The organism is Sphingomonas sp. 22176, assembly GCF_052045505.1.
Taxonomy (GTDB): domain Bacteria; phylum Pseudomonadota; class Alphaproteobacteria; order Sphingomonadales; family Sphingomonadaceae; genus Sphingomonas.
On the sequence record NZ_JBQEPL010000002.1, the window covers coordinates 648,628 to 665,561 of the forward strand.

At 65.1% G+C, this 16,934-nt stretch carries 7 protein-coding genes; 4 read left to right on the top strand and 3 right to left on the bottom strand.

Annotation, left to right across the window (positions count from 1 at the left end; all coding sequences use genetic code 11):
- Positions 1-127 precede the first annotated feature (127 nt).
- Positions 128-1,279, top strand: coding sequence for a carbohydrate porin (locus ACTJKY_RS10880; protein WP_440846017.1), 1,152 nt, complete (start codon positions 128-130; stop codon positions 1,277-1,279).
- Positions 1,280-1,306: 27 nt separating this feature from the next.
- Here the strand turns inward: ACTJKY_RS10880 and ACTJKY_RS10885 are convergent, their stop codons facing one another.
- The 3 genes from ACTJKY_RS10885 to rpoB form a co-directional block, all read right to left on the bottom strand.
- A complete protein-coding gene (locus ACTJKY_RS10885; protein ID WP_440846018.1) occupies positions 1,307-2,569 on the bottom strand; it encodes a nidogen-like domain-containing protein in 1,263 nt (420 codons plus the stop codon).
- A 308-nt stretch (positions 2,570-2,877) separates the two neighbouring features.
- Positions 2,878-7,161 (bottom strand): DNA-directed RNA polymerase subunit beta', encoded by a 4,284-nt coding sequence (gene rpoC, locus ACTJKY_RS10890; RefSeq protein WP_440846019.1) that lies wholly within the window; start codon positions 7,159-7,161, stop codon positions 2,878-2,880.
- A 113-nt stretch (positions 7,162-7,274) separates the two neighbouring features.
- Positions 7,275-11,429: a DNA-directed RNA polymerase subunit beta gene (gene rpoB, locus ACTJKY_RS10895; RefSeq protein WP_440846020.1), complete on the bottom strand. Its 4,155-nt coding sequence runs from the start codon at positions 11,427-11,429 to the stop codon at positions 7,275-7,277.
- A 441-nt stretch (positions 11,430-11,870) separates the two neighbouring features.
- Here rpoB and ACTJKY_RS10900 point away from each other — a divergent pair, with 441 nt between their 5' ends.
- From ACTJKY_RS10900 to ACTJKY_RS10910, 3 genes are all read left to right on the top strand, one after another.
- Entirely contained in the window at positions 11,871-12,908 is a 1,038-nt protein-coding gene (locus ACTJKY_RS10900; RefSeq protein WP_440846329.1) for an acyltransferase family protein, read from the top strand.
- Between the two features lie 116 nt (positions 12,909-13,024).
- Positions 13,025-15,340, top strand: coding sequence for a TonB-dependent receptor (locus ACTJKY_RS10905; protein WP_440846021.1), 2,316 nt, complete (start codon positions 13,025-13,027; stop codon positions 15,338-15,340).
- 253 nt (positions 15,341-15,593) lie between these two features.
- Entirely contained in the window at positions 15,594-16,877 is a 1,284-nt protein-coding gene (locus ACTJKY_RS10910) for a hypothetical protein (RefSeq protein WP_440846022.1), read from the top strand.
- The last annotated feature ends 57 nt before the right edge of the window (positions 16,878-16,934 follow it).

The following is a 16,934-nucleotide window of genomic DNA, read 5'->3' on the forward strand; positions in this document are numbered from 1 at the left end:
GTGACTCCGGGCTTGTGACGCAGCTGCAATGAGCAGCATCCTCTTCCAGAAAAATTATAGACAAGATTCCGTAAAGTAGAGTCCTTCATCCTAAAACGTTGGTCGAGGGGTGATGGGATGCTTGGTGATGAAGCGCTTTGTTTTCGCCCTGATGCTGGGTTGTACGTCGCCGACCTACGTATTTGCCCAGAGGGCGGTCGACGTGCACTTGGAGGAGGCGATCGACATCGCCAGCGTTGCGCGCGGCGGTTATCGCGATCGAACCTATGTGCTCGACGATACCCACCTTACCGCCGATGCCGATCTGGCGCGGCTGGTGGGCTGGCAAGGCGCTACCGCGCATTTCGATGTGATGAGCACGATGGGCGGGCGTCCCAACGCGGCGGCAGGCACGCTGCAGGGCGTCGACAACATCGAGGTGGCGAGCCACCATGTCCGGCTGTTCGAGGCCTGGGTGGAGCAACGTATCGGCGAGCACAGCACGGTGCGCGCGGGCGCCTATGACCTCAACAGCGAGTTCTATGCCAATGGATCGGCAGGCCTGCTGATCTCGCCCTCGTTCGGCGCGGGATCCGAACTCGCCGCCTCGGGGCCCAACGGTCCGTCGATCTTTCCCTCGACCGCGCTGACGGTGCGGGTGGAGCATCGCTTCGATCACCTCGGCTATATCCGGGCGGCGGCGCTCAACGGCGCGGCTGGCTGCCTGGGGGACCCCCAAGGCCTCGACTTCAGCTTCCGCCAAGGCCTGCTGCTGATCGGCGAGGCCGGGGTCGAGCGGCCGGGCCTCAAGATCGCCGGCGGCTATTGGCGCTACACCCAGCGGCATGACGACTATACCCGGGTCGATGCCGACGGCGTCCCCCTCCAGCATGTCGACCATGGCGGCTATGCCATTGCCGAGCTGCAGCTGACGGGCGGGGAGGGCAAGCGATCGCTCACCGTGTTCGGTCGCGCAGGCATGTCCGGCGGCGCCTCGACGCCGTTCCAGGGCGGCTGGCAAGCGGGGTTCCTGCTCGAGCGCCTGGTCGCCGGCCGCCCGGACTCGCAGGCTTCGTTCGGCATGAGCCGCGGCGTGACCACCCCCGGCTACCGGGCGATGCTGCTCGACGCAGGTACGCCTCCTTCGCGCGCGGAAACCAGCTTCGAACTGACCTATTCGGATCGGCTCGCCAAATGGCTGACCGTCCAGCCCGACGTGCAGTTCATCACCGATCGCGGCGGCGTGGAGAAGGCGCGCGGAGTGCTGGTGGGCACGCTGCGGCTGACGATCGCCCTCTGATTGCCCGCCGCAGGCCGCGCCCTTGCTTCAGGCTGGGGCCTGCGCGTGCCGGCGACGGCGCAACAGGCCGCCGATCCCTGCGAAGCCGAACAGCAGCATCCCCCAACTCGCCGGTTCCGGTACTGCACTGCCATTGGTATCGAACCGGATCGGGGTCTGGGTGAGGTTGACCGTGGTCTGCCCGATCACATCGAAGGTCAGCCCGGTCACGAAGGCGTTGGCATTGTCGGGATCCAGCCCCAGCGCCGGATCGATGCCGGCGATGCGGAAGCCCGACACGCCGCCGATCGACGCGAAGTCGACGAGAAACGGATTGCCGCCGGCACCCACATGCGTGGCATAGGGGTGGACCAGATCGCTGAGCAGGAAGATGGTGTAGCCGTCTGCGTCGCCGAGGTCGGGGAACAGCGCGCTGAGGATGTTCGGGCCGCCTGCGGCGACCTCGAAATCATAACCGCTCGCAACGATGGGATCGACGAACACCCGCTGGTTCTGCTGGACCTGGAACTGGAAGCCGAAGCCCGGTCCGCCATTGCCGTTGGTGATGTTGCTCGGCAGCAGCGGCGTCGCCGGCGAGGTGCCGTCGGCGAGCACCGCGCCATTGCGGATCGAGAATTTGAACACGCCCGATTCCCCGCCCGACGCGTTCTTGATGTTGGTGAAATTGAGCGCGCCGGTGGACGAGAAGGACCCCGGCAGCGAATAGAAATGGGTGCCGTCACCGGCATCGAACCCGGCCTGTGCGGGCGTGCCGCCCAGGCCGGCGAAGCCGCCGCTGGCGTCGCCTGTGGTCCATTCCAGCCGGTTGTAGCGGAACTCGATGTCGAAATCGCCGGGATTGGTCGCGCCGGCGAGCGTCATCTGGAAGTTGTTCAGCTTGCTCGAATTCGCGGAATAATAGCCGACATTGTTCCAGGTTACGGTGAAGCTGTTGGGCGATTGCGCGCCGAGATAGACCGCGCCGCAGCCGCTGCACCGGGTGTCGACATCCGCCCAGAAGGGCGCGATCAGCGGTGCCTCGGCGTGCCCGTTGAACGGCACCGGCGTGAAGCTGGAGATCCCAGCGCCGAAACTGATATTGCCGTTGTTGTTGACGAAGAACGACCGACCCGAATAGCCGAAGAAGTTGATCTGGAACGGGCTGTTCTGCACCGCGCTGAAATTGTCGTCATTCGGCTGTAGGACGAGATTGCCATAGCCTGCCGGGCCGCCCATGCCCCCGCGCAACGTCGCCGCCCCCGCCGATGATGCCGCGACGAGCGCCAGCGCGCTCGCCATGGCCGTCGCCATGTACCGCATGATCCTCTCCCACCCCTGTTGTTCCATATTGGGTAGCAAAGCCTGCGGCGGCTGTTGATTCCCCGCGCGAGGCAACTGTCTCCGCCGCGGACGGGATCGCCGCCTGCGCCTATGTCGCGCGGTTCGCTTCGGAAAAGCGGGGGCAGGGGCCACGCGACCGCGTCGCGGCGGCAAAGTGGATCGACTTCGAACCTTTCGGGCGCGGGCAGGGGCAACGAAAAAGCCGCCGCCCGGCATCCCGGACGGCGGCTGTTTTCGTCTTGCGTTCGGTCAGGCTGGAAGCCCCCGAACGGGGCGGATCACTCCGCCTCGTTCAGATACTCGCCAGCATCCGCATCGGTGCCGTGGCCCGAGGGCGTCACCGACGCCAGGGGATCATCCCCGGTGCCGGCCGAGTCCCGCGTGCTGCGGGCCAGTTCCGCCGCATGCTCTTCCGCCGCGCTCGCCGGAGCGACGAGCGAGACTTCCTGCATCCGGCGCTGGGCGACGCGGAGCGCCGCATCGCGCGAGTTGGCAGCGACGCGCAGGCGACCCATGCCCGCACCGGTACCGGCGGGGATCAGGCGGCCGACGATCACGTTCTCCTTCAGGCCCTGCAGCGTGTCCTTCTTGCCCTGCACCGCAGCTTCGGTGAGCACGCGGGTGGTCTCCTGGAACGACGCGGCCGAGATGAAGCTGCGGGTCTGCAGCGACGCCTTGGTGATGCCGAGCAGGATCGGCTTGCCCTGCGCGGGCGCCTGGCCCGGCTGGAGCTTCTCGTTGTGCTCGTCCATCTCGTCGCGATCGACCTGTTCGCCCGCCAGCAGCGTGGTGTCGCCGCCGTCGGTGATCTCGACCTTCTGCAGCATCTGGCGAACGATCACCTCGATGTGCTTGTCGTTGATCTTAACGCCCTGCAGTCGATAGACTTCCTGGATTTCGCTGACCAGATATTCGGCCAGCGGCTCGATGCCGAGCACTTCCAGAATGTCGTGCGGATCCGGCGAACCGCCGATCAGGTTGTCGCCACGCTTGACGTAGTCGCCTTCCTGAACGTCGATCACCTTCGACTTCGGGACCAGATACTCCACGACCTCGCCGCCGTCCTCCGGCTGGATGCCGATCTTGCGCTTGGCCTTGTAGTCCTTGCCGAACACCACGCGGCCCGAGACCTTCGCGATGATGGCATTTTCCTTGGGCTTGCGCGCTTCGAACAGCTCGGCGACGCGCGGCAGACCGCCGGTGATGTCGCGGGTCTTGGCGGACTCGCGGGCAACACGGGCAAGCACGTCACCGCCCGAAACCGTGGCACCGTCCTCGACCGAGATCACCGCGCCCGGCGCCAGCATGTAGCGGGCGGCTTCGGCGGCATTCTCGCCGGTGAGGGTCATGCGAGGACGCAGGTCCTCCTTCTTGCCCGCACCGCGGAACTCGGTGACGACGCGCTGGGCGATGCCCGTCGCTTCGTCGACCTGCTCCGTCATGGTCTTGCCTTCGATGATGTCCTGATACTTCACGACACCACCGGTTTCGGTGATCACCGGCATGGTGAACGGATCCCACTCGGCCATGCGATCGCCGGCGCTGACCAGATGGCCATCGTCGAACATCACATAGGCGCCGTACGGGATCTTGTGCACGGCCAGCTCGCGGCCATCCATGTCCATGATCGCGATCTCGCCCGAGCGGCTGAGCACCACGCGACGGCCGCGCTGATCTTCGATCAGGCGCAGGTCGCGGAACTCGGCCTTGCCGTCCACGGGGGCTTCGAGGTTCGACTGCTCGTTGAGCTGCGCCGCGCCGCCGATGTGGAAGGTACGCATGGTCAGCTGCGTGCCCGGCTCACCGATCGACTGGGCCGCGATGACGCCGACTGCTTCGCCGATGTTCACGGGGGTACCGCGGGCGAGGTCACGCCCGTAGCACTTGGCGCACACGCCGAGCTTGGCTTCGCAGACCAGCGGCGAACGGATCTTCACCGCCGGGGTGCTGAGCGCCTCGATCTGCGCGATCATCGGCTCGTCGAGCAGGGTGCCGATCGGGATCACCACCTGGTTGGTCTTCGGATCGACAATGTCCTCGGCCGTGGTGCGGCCCAGGATGCGCTCGCCGAGCGAGGCGATCACCGAACCGCCCTGCACGATCGCCTTCATCTCCAGCGCGCGCTCGGTGCCGCAATCGTCCTCGAGGACGACGCAGTCCTGCGACACGTCGACCAGACGACGGGTGAGATAGCCCGAGTTCGCCGTCTTCAACGCGGTGTCCGCGAGGCCCTTACGGGCGCCGTGGGTCGAGTTGAAGTATTCAAGAACGGTCAGACCTTCCTTGAAGTTCGAGATGATCGGCGTTTCGATGATCTCGCCCGACGGCTTGGCCATCAGGCCGCGCATGCCGGCCAGCTGCTTGATCTGCGCCGCCGAACCACGGGCACCGGAGTGCGCCATGATGTAGATGGCGTTGTCGGGCATCTGACGGCCGGTCACCGGGTCGGTCTTCACCGCCTTGATCTCGTCCATCATCGCCGCGGCCACCTGGTCACCGCAACGGCTCCAGGCGTCGATCACCTTGTTGTACTTCTCCTGCTGCGTGATCAGGCCGTCCTGATACTGCTGCTCGAAGTCCTTCACCAGCGCCTTGGTCTCGTCGACCAGACCCACCTTGGCGTCCGGGATGATCATGTCGTCCTTGCCGAACGAGATGCCGGCCTTGAACGCGTGGCGGAAGCCCAGCGACATGATCGCGTCGGCGAACAGCACGGTCTCCTTCTGGCCGGTGTGACGATAGACCTCGTCGATCACGTCGCCCACGTCCTTCTTGGTGAGCAGGCGATTGACGACGTCGAACGGCACCTTGTGGCTGTGCGGCAGGCACTCGCCGAGCAGCATGCGGCCCGGGGTGGTCTGGTAGCGCTTCAGGTACGAATTGCCCTGCTCGTCGGTCTGCGGAACGCGGCTGGTGATCTTGGTATGCAGCGTGACCGCGCCGGCATGCAGGGCCTGGTGGACCTCCGCCATGTCGGCCAGCAGCATGCCTTCGCCAGGCTCGTTTTCCTTCTCCATGGTGATGTAATAGAGACCCAGCACCATGTCCTGCGACGGCACGATGATCGGCTTGCCGTTGGCGGGGGACAGGATGTTGTTGGTCGACATCATCAGGACGCGCGCTTCCAGCTGGGCCTCGAGGCTCAGCGGAACGTGAACGGCCATCTGGTCACCGTCGAAGTCGGCGTTGAAGGCCGAGCAGACCAGCGGGTGGAGCTGGATCGCCTTGCCTTCGATCAGCACCGGCTCGAACGCCTGGATGCCCAGACGGTGAAGCGTCGGCGCGCGGTTCAGAAGAACCGGGTGCTCGCGGATCACCTCGTCCAGGATGTCCCAGACTTCCTTGCGCTCCTTCTCGACCCACTTCTTCGCCTGCTTCAGGGTCATGGACAGACCCTTGGCATCGAGACGGGCGTAGATGAACGGCTTGAACAGCTCGAGCGCCATCTTCTTCGGCAGGCCGCACTGGTGCAGCTTGAGCTCCGGACCGGTCACGATGACCGAACGGCCCGAATAGTCGACGCGCTTTCCGAGCAGGTTCTGACGGAAGCGGCCCTGCTTGCCCTTGAGCATGTCGGACAGCGACTTGAGCGGACGCTTGTTCGCACCGGTGATGGTGCGGCCGCGGCGGCCGTTGTCGAACAGCGCGTCGACGGCCTCCTGCAGCATGCGCTTTTCGTTGCGGACGATGATGTCCGGCGCGCGCAGCTCCATGAGGCGCTTGAGGCGGTTGTTACGGTTGATCACGCGGCGATACAGGTCGTTCAGATCCGAGGTCGCGAAGCGGCCGCCGTCCAGCGGCACCAGCGGGCGCAGCTCGGGCGGGATCACCGGCACGACGTCCAGGATCATCCATTCCGGGCGGTTGCCGGAATCGATGAAGCTCTCGACGACCTTGAGGCGCTTGATGATCTTCTTGGGCTTCAGCTCGGACTTGGTGACCGCGAGCTCTTCGAGCAGCTCCTTGCGCTCGCCCTCGAGGTCGAGATCCATGAGCATGATCTTGACCGCTTCCGCGCCGATGCCGGCCGAGAACGCGTCCTCGCCATATTCATCCTGCGCGTCGAGCAGCTCGTCCTCGGTGAGGAGCTGGAACTTCTCGAGTGGGGTGAGGCCCGGCTCGGTGACGATGTAGCTCTCGAAGTACAGCACGCGCTCGAGCTGCTTCAGCTGCATGTCGAGCAGCAGGCCGATGCGGCTCGGCAGCGACTTCAGGAACCAGATGTGCGCAACCGGGGCGGCCAGTTCGATATGGCCCATGCGCTCGCGACGGACCTTCGAGACGGTCACTTCCACGCCGCACTTTTCGCAGACGATGCCCTTGTACTTCATGCGCTTGTACTTGCCGCACAGGCACTCGTAGTCCTTGATCGGACCGAAGATGCGCGCGCAGAACAGGCCGTCACGCTCGGGCTTGAACGTGCGATAGTTGATCGTCTCGGGCTTCTTGATCTCGCCGAACGACCAGCTGCGGATACGGTCCGGCGACGCGATCCCGATCTGGATCTGGTCGAAGGTTTCCGGCTTGGCGAGCGGGTTCGCGAAGTTGGTAAGTTCGTTCATTTCTTCACTCCATCGCCCTCCCGCGGACGGGAGGGGCTAGGGGAGGGGATATCTTTACGTCGGCAGGCGGGTGGCTGCCCCTCCTCCCAAAGGAAGGAGGGGCGCCGGTCCCCTTACTCCGCTGCGATCTGCACGCCGTCCTCGTCGAAGCCGAGCTCGGCATTCTTGAGTTCGACGTTCAGGCCCAGCGAGCGCATTTCCTTGACGAGCACGTTGAAGCTCTCCGGGATGCCGGCCTCGAAGGTGTCGTCGCCCTTGACGATCGCTTCGTAGACCTTGGTGCGGCCGACTACGTCGTCCGACTTCACCGTCAGCATTTCCTGGAGCGTGTACGCCGCGCCATAGGCTTGGAGCGCCCACACTTCCATTTCACCGAAGCGCTGGCCACCGAACTGCGCCTTACCGCCCAGCGGCTGCTGGGTGACGAGGCTGTACGGCCCGATCGAACGCGCGTGGATCTTGTCGTCCACAAGGTGGTGCAGCTTGAGCACATACTTGTAGCCAACCGTCACCTTGCGATCGAACGCGTCGCCCGTGCGGCCGTCGAACAGCGTCACCTGGCCGGATTCGTCCAGGCCCGCCATCCGCAGCATCGCCGAGACGTCGGCTTCAACCGCGCCGTCGAACACCGGGGTGGCCATCGGCACGCCCGAGCGGACGTTCTGCGCCAGATCGACCAGCTGCTCGGTCGTGCGGCGATCCAGCTCGGCCTTGTAGTTATCGCCATAGACGGTGGTGAGCAGTTCCTTGACCGCTTCCGGCGGTTCGCCGGCCTGCGGGTTCGGGTTGGCTGCACGCCATGCATCGAGCGCATCGCCGATCTTCCGGCCCAGGCCGCGTGCGGCCCAGCCCAGATGGGTCTCGAAGATCTGCCCGACGTTCATGCGCGACGGCACGCCCAGCGGGTTGAGCACGAAGTCGACCGGCGTACCGTCCTCGAGGAACGGCATGTCCTCCTGCGGCAGGATGCGGCTGATGATGCCCTTGTTGCCGTGGCGGCCGGCCATCTTGTCGCCCGGCTGCAGCTTGCGCTTCACCGCGACGAACACCTTGACCATCTTCAGCACGCCCGGCGGCAGCTCGTCGCCCCGCTCCAGCTTCTCGCGGCGGTCCTCGAACTTGTCCTTGATGCGCTTCACGGCCTCGTCATACTGGCCCTTCACCGCTTCCAGGTTGCCCTGCATGGTGTCGTCCTGCACCGCGAACTTCCACCACTCGTGGCGGTCGACGCTGTCGAGCAGGTCGTCGTCGATGGTGACGCCCTTCTTCAGGCCCTTCGGCGCAGCCGTGGCGACCTGACCCAGCAGCATCTCGCGGAGACGCGACCAGGTCGCACGGTTGAGGATGTTGCGTTCGTCGTCGGCGTCCTTGCGCAGGCGCTCGATTTCCTCGCGCTCGATCGCCAGGGCACGCTCGTCCTTGTCGATGCCGTGACGGTTGAACACGCGCACGTCGACGATCGTGCCGGCCACGCCCGGGGGCAGACGCAGCGAGGTGTCGCGCACGTCGCTGGCCTTTTCGCCGAAGATGGCGCGGAGGAGCTTTTCTTCCGGCGTCATCGGGCTTTCGCCCTTCGGCGTGATCTTGCCGACCAGGATGTCGCCCGGCTCCACTTCGGCGCCGACATACACGATGCCCGCTTCGTCGAGGTTGCGGAGCGCTTCCTCGCCGACGTTCGGGATATCGCGGGTGATGTCTTCCGGCCCGAGCTTGGTGTCGCGCGCCATCACTTCGAACTCATCGATGTGGATCGACGTGAACACGTCGTCCTTCACGATGCGCTCGTTGATCAGGATCGAGTCCTCGTAGTTGTAGCCGTTCCACGGCATGAACGCGACGAGCACGTTGCGGCCCAGCGCCAGCTCACCGAACTCGGTCGACGGGCCGTCGGCGATCACGTCCCCGGCCTGCACGATCTCGCCCACCTTCACCAGCGGACGCTGGTTGATGCAGGTCGACTGGTTCGAGCGCTGGAACTTCATCAGCGTGTAGATGTCGACGCCGCTCTCGCTGGCATCGACGTCACCCGTCGCGCGGACAACGATACGGGTCGCGTCGACCTGGTCGACCACGCCCGAGCGCTTGGCGGCGATCGCGGCGCCGGAATCCCGGGCCACGGTCGACTCCATGCCGGTGCCGACGAAAGGCGCTTCCGCCTTCACGAGCGGCACGGCCTGGCGCTGCATGTTCGAGCCCATCAGTGCGCGGTTCGCGTCGTCCTTCTCGAGGAAGGGGATCAGCGAAGCGGCGACCGAGACGAGCTGCTTCGGCGACACGTCCATCAGCGTTACCTGATCGCGCAGCGCCATCAGGAATTCGCCGGCCTGGCGGGCCGAGACGAGATCGTCGACGAAGCCGCCGGTCGCGTCGAGCTCGGCCGATGCCTGCGCGATCGTGTGCTTCTGCTCTTCCATCGCCGACAGGTAGACGACCTCGTTGGTCACCTTGCCGTCGATGATCTTGCGGTACGGCGTCTCGATGAAGCCGTACTTGTTCACGCGGCTGAACGTCGCGAGCGAGTTGATCAGACCGATGTTCGGGCCTTCCGGCGTTTCGATCGGGCAGATACGGCCATAGTGGGTCGGGTGAACGTCGCGGACTTCGAAGCCTGCGCGCTCACGGGTGAGACCGCCCGGCCCGAGCGCCGAGACGCGACGCTTGTGCGTCACTTCGGAGAGCGGGTTGGTCTGGTCCATGAACTGCGACAGCTGCGACGAACCGAAGAACTCGCGCACCGCGGCGACCGCAGGCTTGGCGTTGATCAGGTCGTTCGGCATCACCGTCGACACGTCGACCGACGACATGCGCTCCTTCACGGCGCGCTCCATGCGGAGCAGGCCGACGCGGTACTGGTTCTCGAGCAGCTCGCCCACCGAACGCACGCGGCGATTGCCGAGATTGTCGATGTCGTCGACTTCGCCCTTGCCGTCCTTGAGGTTCACGAGCGTCTTGACGACCTCGAGAATGTCCTCGGTGCGCAGCGTGGTCACCGTGTCCGGGGTGTCGAGGCCCAGACGCATGTTCAGCTTCACGCGGCCGACGGCCGAGAGGTCGTAGCGCTCCGGATCGAAGAACAGGCCGGCGAACAGCGATTCCGCGGTCTCGAGCGTCGGCGGTTCGCCGGGGCGCATGACGCGGTAGATGTCGGACAGCGCCTGCTGGCGCTCTTCGGCCTTGTCGACCTTGAGCGTGTTGCGGATCCACGGACCGGTGGCGATGTGATCGATGTCGAGCAGCTCGATCCGATCGATGCCGGCCTTGTCGAGCTTCTCCAGGTTCTCGGCCGAGACTTCGTCGCCGGCTTCGATGTAGATCTCGCCGGTCGCCTCGTTGATCAGATCATAGGCGCTGTAGCGGCCGAAGATTTCCTCGGTCGGGATCAGCAGCGTCTCGAGACCGTCCTTCGCCGCCTTGTTGGCTGCGCGCGGGGAAATCTTCTGGCCAGCCGGGAACACGACCTCGCCCGACTTGGCGTCGACAATGTCGAACATCGGCTTCGAACCGCGCCAGTTTTCCACCTGGAAGGGGATCTGCCAGCCGTTCGGACCACGCAGGAAGGTGACGTGGTTGTAGAAATAGTTGAGGATCTCTTCCGACGTCAGGCCCAGCGCGTACAGCAGGCTGGTGACCGGCAGCTTGCGCTTGCGGTCGATACGGACGTTGACGATGTCCTTGGCGTCGAACTCGAAGTCCAGCCACGAGCCGCGATACGGGATCACGCGCGCGGCAAAGAGATACTTGCCCGAAGCGTGGGTCTTGCCGCGGTCATGGTCGAACAGCACGCCCGGCGAACGGTGCATCTGGCTGACGATGACGCGCTCGGTGCCGTTGATGAAGAACGTGCCGTTCTCGGTCATGAGCGGCATGTCGCCCATGTACACGTCCTGCTCCTTGATATCGAGCACCGACCGGGCTTCCGTATCGGGATCGACCTCGAACACGATGAGGCGGAGGGTAACGCGCATCGGCGCCGCATAGGTGATGCCGCGCTGGCGGCACTCGTCCACGTCGAACTTCGGATCCTCGAGCTCGTAGGTCACGAAGTCGAGCTCGGCGGTGCCGGCGAAGTCGCGGATCGGGAACACGCTGCGGAGCGTCTTCTCGAGGCCGGAGACATAGCCGATCGAGGGGTCGGACCGCAGGAACTGTTCGTAGGATTCGCGCTGAACCTCGATCAGGTTCGGCATCTGCACCACTTCGTGGATGTCGCCGAACACCTTGCGGATGCGGCGCTTCAGCGTGCCGCCCTCGATTGCCTTGGTAGCCATAGGTGTGTTTTGCCTCGTCAGCCGTAAACTCGGTGCCCCTGTCCGGGAGCCAGGACGTGCAAATCGACGCCGAAAGGCCGCGCGACCCCCGATGCTCGGGATTCGGCAGCTCTACAGGCGTCTGACAAGCCGTTCCGATCCATTCGTACGACACGCTGCGCGACGGCGCGTCATTTCCCGATCGGAGGGCTAGAGCGGGGATATAGGGCGTGGGGGCGGGGATGTCAAAGCCGGCGTTGAGCGCCGACCCGGGGTGAATCGGAATGAGCGATTTTCAACAACGCCACGCTAAAAATTTGCGCTGCAACAATTCGCAACAATCGCGGATGATGATATGGGAATGATGAGGTCGATTCCAAAGGGGGGAGTCGATGGGGGCAAATCATCATGGGGCTGGTGGTCACCGACGACCTTTTGCGCGCGGATCGCAACAATCTGACGATGGTGCGGCTGATTCTGGCGGCGACCGTAATCTACACGCACGCGCTGGAGTTGCTTGGAAGGGTAGACGAAACCTCGGCCATCTTCGGGGTGCCGATCTCCTGGGTCGGTGTGAACGGATTCTTCTCGCTATCGGGATTTCTGATATACCGAAGCCTCGAGCGTAATTCATCGCTTGGCCAGTTCGCGCTTTCCCGATTCTTTCGCGTCTGGCCCGGCATGTTCGCCATGTGCGTCATCGTAGCCATCGCGTTCGCGATGTTCAGCACGGTGCCGCTGACAAATTATCTGCTCGGCCGTGAAACATTATCCTTCGTCTTCAAGACGCAAGTGCTGTCGCCCAGCTATTTCGTCACCGGCGTCTATTGCAGCGAGCCCGGGGGCGGGCCTTGCGTCATCAACGGGTCGCTATGGACGATCCGCTGGGAGGTGAGCTGCTATGTCGTCATCGCGATGCTTTCCGCGGCCGGCATGCTGGTACGGCGACGCTTCACCTCGTTCGTGCTCCCCGCGATCCTGCTCTATGCGCTGATCTTCGCCTATCCGCCGGTCCATACGTGGCTCGCGGCGAAATGCGGAAGCCATCTCTATTTCCTGGATCGCGTTGCGCGGCTGTGGACTGCCTTCGCCATCGGCGCGGGGGCCTATGCCTGGCGCGACCGCATTCCGCTGTCCTGGGCAGGGGCTGCGCTTGCGTTCACCGTCACCTTTCTCACCCGCGGCTTCTTTTTCGACGATGTCGTGCGCGCCCTGGCCATCTGCTACTGGGTGCTGTGCCTGGGCTTTCTCACCGCCAAGGCGTTCCCCACGCTGCACAAGATCCCCGACTATTCCTACGGCATCTACATCTACAGCATGCCGGTGACGGATGTGTTCCGGATTCTCACGCCGCGGATCGAGCCGCATGTGCTCGCGATCGTCGCGCTGGTCGCGGTACTGCCGTTTGCGGCCTTCTCCTGGCACTTCATCGAAAAGCCGGCGCAGGCGCTGCGGAAGTCGCTGCCCGGTTTGCGGTTTCCGCAACGGCAGTTCGGCTGACGCGCCAACGACGAAAGTCAGGTCGGGTCGCGGCTCTGCAACAAATCTGTTTGCGTCGTGCAGTGAAGGTTTAACAAACTACCCGCAACCGCCCTCCCGAACCAGGGAGGGAAACCATGAACAAGAAATCGGGTCTCATCGTCGCGTTGCTGGCCACCGTCTCGGCTACGGCCGTCCATGCGCAGGAAACGGCGCAGGCAGCCGGGCAGGAAAGCGCACGGGACGGGGCGCTGGGCGGTGACATCATCGTCACCTCCCAGAAGTTCGAACAGAAGCTGCGGGACGTGCCGATCACCATCACCGCGGTGACGCAGGAGCAGATGAAGCGGATCGGCGTCGACGATCTCGACGAGCTGGCCGCCTATGTGCCCGGGCTCAACATCCAGGAGCAGAGCGCCAACAATCCCGGCATCGTGATCCGCGGCATCACCTCGGACAGCGGCTCGGCGCAACAGGCGGCGCGCGTCACGCTCTACTATAACGGCGTCGACATCTCGCGCTCGCGCGGCGCCTATCAGGCGATCTACGACGTCGATCGGATTGAAGTGGTGAAGGGCCCGCAGGCGACGCTGTTCGGCACCGCCTCGACGGTGGGCGCGGTTAGCATCATCTCGGCCAAGCCCAAGCCGGGCGTGGATGGCGAAGTCACCGCAGGCTATGGCAATTACAACGCCTATCTGGCGGGCGGCCACCTGAATGTCGGCAACGACGTGATCGCCGCGCGCATTGCCGGCGAGTGGAAGAAGCGCGACGGATATGTGAAGAATCTGTCGACCACCCAGGGCGATCTCTACGCACAGAACCAGCTCGGCCTGCGCGCCTCCGTGCGCTACACCCCGACCAGCGCGCTCACGGTCGATCTGGTCGGCACCTATGACCGCCAGCGCAACAGCGGCACGGCGTTCGTCTCCAAGCGGTTCGCGACCTCGGAAGGGCCCGGAAACCCGTTCGGTGCCGCCAACCTGTCCGGCTCGCCCTTCTCCAAGCAGGTGCTGGGCAGCGACAAGCTGGGCCTGCACCGCGACGTGTACGACGTGAACCTCACCGCCCGCTACGAGATGGGCGACGGCTGGAGCTTCACCACGGTGAACGGCTATCGCGCGTTCAATTCGCTCGAAGTGTTCGATGCGGACGGCTCCGCCGCCTGGTGGCTGGAATTCGCCGAGGGCGCCTATGGCTCGCAGCTCAGCCATGAATCGCGCTTCGCCTATAGCAGCGACCATGTCCGCACCAGCTTCGGCTGGAACGTGTTCCACGAGAACAACCGTCAGGAAGTGCCGTTCTCGACCGAAGAGGGCATCTACCTGCAGTGCGCGGCCAATGTGATCCCGGGGCTGGGCTGCATCTCGTCCACCGGGGTGGTGACGGCGGCCCAGGCGACGTCGATCCTAACCAAGGGCGCGGCGACGCAGATCCCTTACAGCTCGATCTTCACCAACAAGGGCATCAACGATCAATATTCGATGTTCGGCGAAGCGACCTGGATGCCCAGCCACAAGCTGGAGCTGACCGCGGGCCTGCGTGCGCTGATCGAGCAGCGCAAGTCAGGCTTCGTGTCGGTCGCGCCCAATTCGGTGCTGTCGAAGGCGCCCCTGATCCCGGGCCAGACCACCACCAAGGGCACGTTGTGGAGCCAGGACAGCTTCCAGGCCTTTCTGCCGCGGTTCAATGCGCTGTACCGGGTGAACGACGCGCTCAACCTCTACGCCACCATTTCCAAGGGCCGCCGCTCGCCGGTGGTCAGCCAGGGTGCCGCCGCTATCGCGCCGATCATCCCGGAAGAGACGGTGTGGAACTATGAGGGTGGCGCCAAGCTGTCGCGCGGCATGTTCAACGGTTCGATCGGCGTCTACTATCAGAAGTACCGGAACTTCCAGATCAGCCGCACCGTCACGGACGCGAACGATCCCTCGGGCAAGCCGGTGGGCACCAGCATCACCGAGAGCGCAGGCACGGCGAGCAACCTCGGCTTCGAGGCGGAAGGCCAGCTGCGCCCGACGAACTGGCTGACGGTGTTCGGCAATGTCGGCTTCATCGACGGCGGCATCGACAACACCAAGGCCAACGGCATCTACGCCAACAACCGTTTCCGCCTGCAGCCCCGTACGCAATGGGCGGCGGGCTTCACGGTGGACGCGCCGGTCGGCAACGGCATGCGGGTCTTCGCAACGTCGAGCGTGACCTATCGCAGCAAGATCTTCTTCGAGATCCCGAACAAGGAAGCCATCTCGCAGACCAAGTACACGCTGGTGAATTTGAAGGCGGGCCTCAGCTTCGCCAACGGCAAGTATGAGGTCGCCGGCTATGTGCGGAACGCGTTCAACGAGAAGTATCTGCTCGACGCCGGCAACACCGGCGGCGGGTTCAACGATCCGACCTATATTCCGGGCGAACCGCGCTTCTACGGGGTGCAACTGACCGGGCGCTTCTGATCGTTTCCCTGGCGTAGCAACAGGGCAGGGGCTTGCCGCCGGTGTGCAGCAAGCCCCTTTCTTTTCAACGAGTTGCTGAAGTGTTTCAGGCGATTTGAGGGCAAGAACCATGCCTGAATGCCTGGTGAATGGCTCGATTCGTCTGGCGGGCCTCTCGGCTCGCCGCAGGGGTTGGAGCCGAAACCGTGGTTCCATCCGTTGAACCCACGTTATGAGACAGTGTCAGACCCCGCTCCGCCCCCGCGCCGCACTGTTGATCAGTGCCGCGTTCCTTGCCACCCCCGCCTTCGCTCAGGAGGCCGCGCCCCAGCAGACGGTGACCCCGCCGCCGGCGGTAGAGGCATCTGCGCCGCAAACCGCGGCGCCCGCCCCGGAAGTACGGATGGCGCCCGCGGCGCCCATCGTGCAGTCGGTGCCGCCGGTCGAGCAGCAGATGGCCGGCAGCGCCAATCAGGCGCCGTCGACTACCGATGCCGCGCCGACCCGGACTGCGCGTGCCGAGCGTAGTGCCCCCCGTGCGGAAGCGCGCGCCGCCGCCCAGCCGCGTCAGGCCGCGCCCGCCCCGCAGTCTGCCGCCGCACCGGCGCAGCAAGCCGCTGCCCCGGCTCCCGCATCGGTACCCCAGCCGCAGCCTGCTGCGCCTGCAGCACAGGAGGCCGCCGCGCCTGCCGCGCCCACCGCGGAAGTGACGCAGACAACGGACACCACCACCGAGACGACGCGTTCGACCTCGCTGGTCCCCTGGATCCTCGGCGGGCTTGCCGTGATCCTCGCCGCTGCCGCCGCGATCTTCCTGTTCCGCCGCCGCCGTCCGGACGACGATCTGCTGGTGCGTGAGACGGCCACCACCACCGAGCCGGTGGCCCACCGCCCGGTGCCGCAGCCCGTGGCACCGCGCAGTGACATCGGTCTCGCCGCCGCCGCTGCCGCGCCGGTGATGGCGCCGGTCATGGAGCGCCAGCCGATCGTCGAGCCGGTCGCCGAAGCCCATGTCGAGGCCAAGCTGGCCGCGGCGGACGAGGCGGTGCTCGAGCATGTCGTCGATGCGCCGGCGCCGGTCGCCAATCGTCCGTGGCTCGAGCTGGGTCTGCGCCCGGTGCGTGCTGGCACCAGCGAGGAAGAAGCGCTGGTCGATATCGAGCTGACGGTCGGCAATTCGGGTGACACGGCTGCCCGCGACGTGCGCATCTCGACCTTCCTGCTCGCTGATGCCGAGACGAGCGAGATGGAGCAGATGCTCACCAGCCATGGTCCCGCCGCAGATGTTCCGCCGGTGACGATCGATGCCGGTGACGGCACCCGCGTCGACGCCCACCTCGCAGTGCCGAAGGGCGAGCTGGGTCGCACCTTCAACCCGGTCGTCGTCGCCGAGGCTCGCTATCGTCTGCCCGATGGTCGCGAAGGCCGCACCAGCGCCGCCTTCCGCATCGGCCGCGCCGCGCCGGCGGCGGACGGGGTTGGCCCGATTGGCGCCACCCGCCCGCATCTGGTCGAGGATCTTGAGGCCGAACTGCTCGGCACGCCTGCCCACGCCTAACCGCCCGATGTTCAACCGGCCCGCGTTCCCAACGGAGCGCGGGCCTTTTCACGCGCC

Excerpts from the sequence above, each read along its gene's own strand:
- ACTJKY_RS10905 (WP_440846021.1), top strand. The coding sequence starts at position 13,025 with ATGAACAAGAAATCGGGTCTCATCGTCGCGTTGCTGGCCACCGTCTCG.
- rpoB (WP_440846020.1), bottom strand. The coding sequence starts at position 11,429 with ATGGCTACCAAGGCAATCGAGGGCGGCACGCTGAAGCGCCGCATCCGC.
- rpoC (WP_440846019.1), bottom strand. The coding sequence starts at position 7,161 with ATGAACGAACTTACCAACTTCGCGAACCCGCTCGCCAAGCCGGAAACC.
- ACTJKY_RS10885 (WP_440846018.1), bottom strand. The coding sequence starts at position 2,569 with ATGGCGACGGCCATGGCGAGCGCGCTGGCGCTCGTCGCGGCATCATCG.
- ACTJKY_RS10880 (WP_440846017.1), top strand. The coding sequence starts at position 128 with ATGAAGCGCTTTGTTTTCGCCCTGATGCTGGGTTGTACGTCGCCGACC.
- ACTJKY_RS10900 (WP_440846329.1), top strand. The coding sequence starts at position 11,871 with ATGGTGCGGCTGATTCTGGCGGCGACCGTAATCTACACGCACGCGCTG.